Origin of the sequence: Clavibacter sp. MX14-G9D (assembly GCF_032917815.1) — a bacterium.
Taxonomy (GTDB): Bacteria; Actinomycetota; Actinomycetes; order Actinomycetales; family Microbacteriaceae; genus Clavibacter; species Clavibacter michiganensis_K.
Window position 1 is genome coordinate 1 of sequence record NZ_JAVCVL010000268.1, and the last position, 3,266, is coordinate 3,266.

Genomic DNA, 3,266 nt, shown 5'->3' on the forward strand with positions numbered 1-3,266 from the left:
GCTCGCGGCCGTGGTCGCGGCGCTGGCGGAGCTGGCGCGGGGCGACCGGCCCGACGTCGTCGTCGGCATCGAGGCGCGCGGGTTCGCCCTCGGCCCGGCCGTCGCCGTCGCGCTCGGGGTCGGGTTCGCGCCGATCCGGAAGGACGGCGCGCTCCTGCCCGGGGACGTCGTGCGGCGGGACGCCGACGCCGACTACCGGGGCGTCCGACGCGGGTACTCCGCGCGGCGCGACCTCCTGCTGCCCGGGCAGCGCGCGGTGCTCGTGGACGACTGGATCGAGACGGGCAGCCAGGCCGCCGCCGCGGCCGCGCTCGCGGGGGACTGCGGGGCCGCGCTGGCGGGGATCGCGGTCATCGTGGACGAGCTGCGGCCCGGCATGCGCGCCACGCTGCCGCCCGTCCGCGCGCTGACCACGGCCGACGCGCTGCGCTGACGGCGCCGCCGCGGCGGCATCACGAGGGCGTGCGCGGCGGGGTCAGGCCCGGCGGGACCGTTCGCGCGCGGTGCGTTCGTTGCCGTGCCTGTAGTCGCCCGTCACGCGCGCCATGATCTGCTGCGCGTCGCCGGACTCGACCTGCGCGAGGAACCTGCGTGCGGTGGATCCCCGCAGCGTGGCGGCCACCCGTCCGTGATGCCGGATGACCACCTCGTCACCGCGCGAGGTGTGCTCGAAGCCGTTCGGGGGCGTGCCCATGGCGGCACGCTACCCGAGCCGTCCTGCCTCGAGGAGGGCGCCGGCTGCCGTGCGGCGGCCCGGCTGCGCCCGCCCGGAGGTCAGGGGCGCGGATCCGTGCGGAGGAGCGCCATGACGATCACGTCGACGGGCTCTCCGTCGAAGCGGGAGGCGGCGCGGAGGCGCCCCTCCTCGACGAAGCCGACGCGCGCGTAGACGCGGCGGGCGCGCGGGTTGGACGCCAGGACCTCGAGGGAGACGCGCTCCAGGTCCGTGGCCGCGAACGCGTGGTCCACGAGCAGCCGGACGGCCTCGGTGCCGAGGCCGCGGTCGCGCCCGGCGGGTCCGATGAGGATGCGGAGGTTCGCGCTCCGGTCCTCCGGGCTCCACTCGTTGACCACGGCCTCGCCCACGCAGGCGTCCGACGCCCGGTCGACGAGCGCGAGGTCGAGGCGGTCGGGCTGGGCGGCGCGCGTGGCGTACCAGGTGCGCGTGCGCGCGTCGAGCGTGGGGCGCGCGGACAGCTCGGCGACCTCCGCGGTCGAGTGGGCGGATGCGGTGAGGCGGAGGACCTCTGGATCGGCGAGCACCGGTCCCATCGCGTCGACGTCGGCGGGGGAGAAGGGGCGCAGGATCACGCGCTCTCCGACGAGGAGCGGCACGGCGGGGAACAGGCGGGGCGGGGCGGTCATGGCGGCACCGGGGCGGGACGCGGCGCGGGCGGCCGGCGTCAGCGCCCGTCGCGGGCGCGGTAGAGGGTCATCAGCGTGGCCGAGATGCGGCCGCCGGGCCCGAGGCGGTGGCCGTTCGCCTCCAGCCACGCGCGGGCGGCGGCACGCTCGCCGGTGGGGGAGCCGCCGGTCGCGGCGGCACGCTCCTCGGGGATCGGCGTGATCGTGACGGTCGTGCGCCTCCCCGCTGCGACATACGGCGCGAGCACCGCGCGGAGGGCGCGCGCGTCGGCGGCGTCGAGGTCCGCCTCGAGCACGAGGCCGTCGAGGCCGAAGCGGACCGCCTCGGTCGGGTCGGCGGCCACGGGCCCGTGCCCGTCGTCGTGCCCGTCGTCGCGTCCCTGCCCGTCGTCGCGCGGATCCGCGTGCTCCGTCATGCCGTCTCCTCGTGCCTCATGCCCCCTCCGGAAGCCTAGATCGCCGTCGGCTTGCCCCTGCGCCGCAGATGAGAACGGTTATCTTCTAGGCTGGGGTCATGGAACCCCCCGCGAACGCCCGCCCGATCGTCACCCGCGGCGGCCTCGCCGTGATCGTCGTGTCCTCGACCGACCTGCGGGCGGCGTCCCGGGTCGCCGCAGCCGCGGTCGGGGCGCCCGCGTCCGAGGAGCCCACGCCGGTGGAGGCGCCCGGCGGCGACAGCGGCGACCTGGGCGCCGACCTCGCCGAGGGGCTCATCCAGGACGCCGACGACGGGCGCACCGGGCTCGCGGTGGTGGCGATCGAGCCCGCCGCGGATCCGCTCGAGGTGGCCCTGGTGCTGGAGCACGTCGTCGAGGCGCGGCACCCGGGGTCGACGCCCATCGGGATCCTCGACCTCGTCGCCGTGTCCTCCGTCGTCGAGGTGCGCGACCTGCTGCTCGAGCCCCGGGCCGTCGACGCGACCCCGTTCGACGCCGCCGAGCGGCTGGCCGGGCGCCTCGAGTGCGCGAGCGTCGTCGTGCTCGAGGACCTGGATCCGGCGCGGCCCTCGCCGGACGCCCGCCGGGCCCTCGCCCTGCTCGCGTGCCTCGCCCCGGACGCGCGCGTGGTCGCCGTCGCCGACCGGGCCTCGCTCGTCGCCGCGCCGCTGCGGATCGGGCGGCAGCGCGCGCGGCGGCTGGCCGCCGGCATGGGCTGGCAGGCGGCGCTGGCCGGCGTCGCCGTCCCGCCGTCCACCGGCGGGATGGGCGTGCACGTCTTCCGGGACCCGCGGCCGTTCCACCCCGGCCGCCTGCATGCGGCCGTCGTGAACGACCTCGTGCCGGGCCCCGTCGGGCGGATCGTGCGCTCCCGGGGCCTCGTGCGCCTCGCGACGCGACCCGCGACCGTCGGCTCGTGGGCCACCGCGGGCGACGTGCTGAGCCTCGACCCCACGGGCATGCGCAGCTGGGACGCCGAGTCGCCCGCGGGCCAGGAGATCGCGTTCGTGGGCGAGCACCTCGACGCCGCGCTGCTCGACGGGATCCTCGGCGCGTGCCTCCTGGCGCCCGACGAGCTGGTCGCGGGACCGGGCGCGTGGCACGGCTACGCGGACCCGTTCCCCGCCTGGGACGCCGAGCACCGGCACTGAGGTCCGCCGCCGGACGGCGGCGTCCGTGCGGCCCGGCCCGCTCACGCCGCCGAGTCGTGTGCGACGAGCCCGTCCTCCAGACGGACCACGCGGTCCGCGTCGGCGAGCACCGCCGGGTCGTGCGACGCGCACACGACGGCGACCCCGCGGTCGGCCTCGGAGCGCATGATCGCGCGGATCCGCTCGGCGCTCGCGGCGTCGAGGCCCGTCGTCGGCTCGTCGAGGAGCAGGAGCCCGGCGCCGCGGGCGAGGCCCTGCGCGAGGAGCGCCCGCTGCCGCTGCCCGCCCGAGAGCGCCGCGAATCCCCGTGCGG

The 3,266-nt window shown here is 78.2% G+C and carries 6 protein-coding genes; 2 read left to right on the forward strand and 4 right to left on the reverse strand.

Annotated elements, in window-relative coordinates:
- A partial coding sequence (locus Q6969_RS14435) for a phosphoribosyltransferase family protein (protein WP_317231067.1) occupies positions 1–433 on the forward strand: 433 nt, incomplete at its 5' end.
- A gap of 42 nt (positions 434–475) precedes the next feature.
- Here the strand turns inward: Q6969_RS14435 and Q6969_RS14440 are convergent.
- From Q6969_RS14440 to Q6969_RS14450, 3 genes are all read right to left on the reverse strand, one after another.
- Positions 476–694, reverse strand: a complete 219-nt coding sequence (locus Q6969_RS14440; protein WP_317231068.1) for a hypothetical protein — start codon at positions 692–694, stop codon at positions 476–478.
- An 80-nt stretch (positions 695–774) separates the two neighbouring features.
- Positions 775–1,365: a GNAT family protein gene (locus Q6969_RS14445; protein WP_317231069.1), complete on the reverse strand. Its 591-nt coding sequence runs from the start codon at positions 1,363–1,365 to the stop codon at positions 775–777.
- Positions 1,366–1,403: 38 nt separating this feature from the next.
- The gene (locus Q6969_RS14450; RefSeq protein ID WP_317231070.1) at positions 1,404–1,781 is read right to left on the reverse strand and encodes a histone-like nucleoid-structuring protein Lsr2; all 378 of its coding nucleotides are present in this window, start codon (positions 1,779–1,781) and stop codon (positions 1,404–1,406) included.
- 98 nt (positions 1,782–1,879) lie between these two features.
- Between Q6969_RS14450 and Q6969_RS14455 the strand changes: the two genes are divergently transcribed.
- The gene (locus tag Q6969_RS14455) at positions 1,880–2,953 is read left to right on the forward strand and encodes a GTP-binding protein (protein ID WP_317231071.1); all 1,074 of its coding nucleotides are present in this window, start codon (positions 1,880–1,882) and stop codon (positions 2,951–2,953) included.
- 41 nt (positions 2,954–2,994) lie between these two features.
- Here Q6969_RS14455 and Q6969_RS14460 read toward each other — a convergent pair.
- Positions 2,995–3,266: AAA family ATPase (locus tag Q6969_RS14460; RefSeq protein ID WP_317231072.1), on the reverse strand; the 272-nt coding region annotated here is incomplete at its 5' end.

Bases quoted from the DNA above. Each gene is read 5' to 3' on its own strand.
- Q6969_RS14440 (WP_317231068.1), bottom strand. From the start codon at position 694: ATGGGCACGCCCCCGAACGGCTTCGAGCACACCTCGCGCGGTGACGAG.
- Q6969_RS14455 (WP_317231071.1), top strand. From the start codon at position 1,880: ATGGAACCCCCCGCGAACGCCCGCCCGATCGTCACCCGCGGCGGCCTC.
- Q6969_RS14445 (WP_317231069.1), bottom strand. From the start codon at position 1,365: ATGACCGCCCCGCCCCGCCTGTTCCCCGCCGTGCCGCTCCTCGTCGGA.
- Q6969_RS14450 (WP_317231070.1), bottom strand. From the start codon at position 1,781: ATGACGGAGCACGCGGATCCGCGCGACGACGGGCAGGGACGCGACGAC.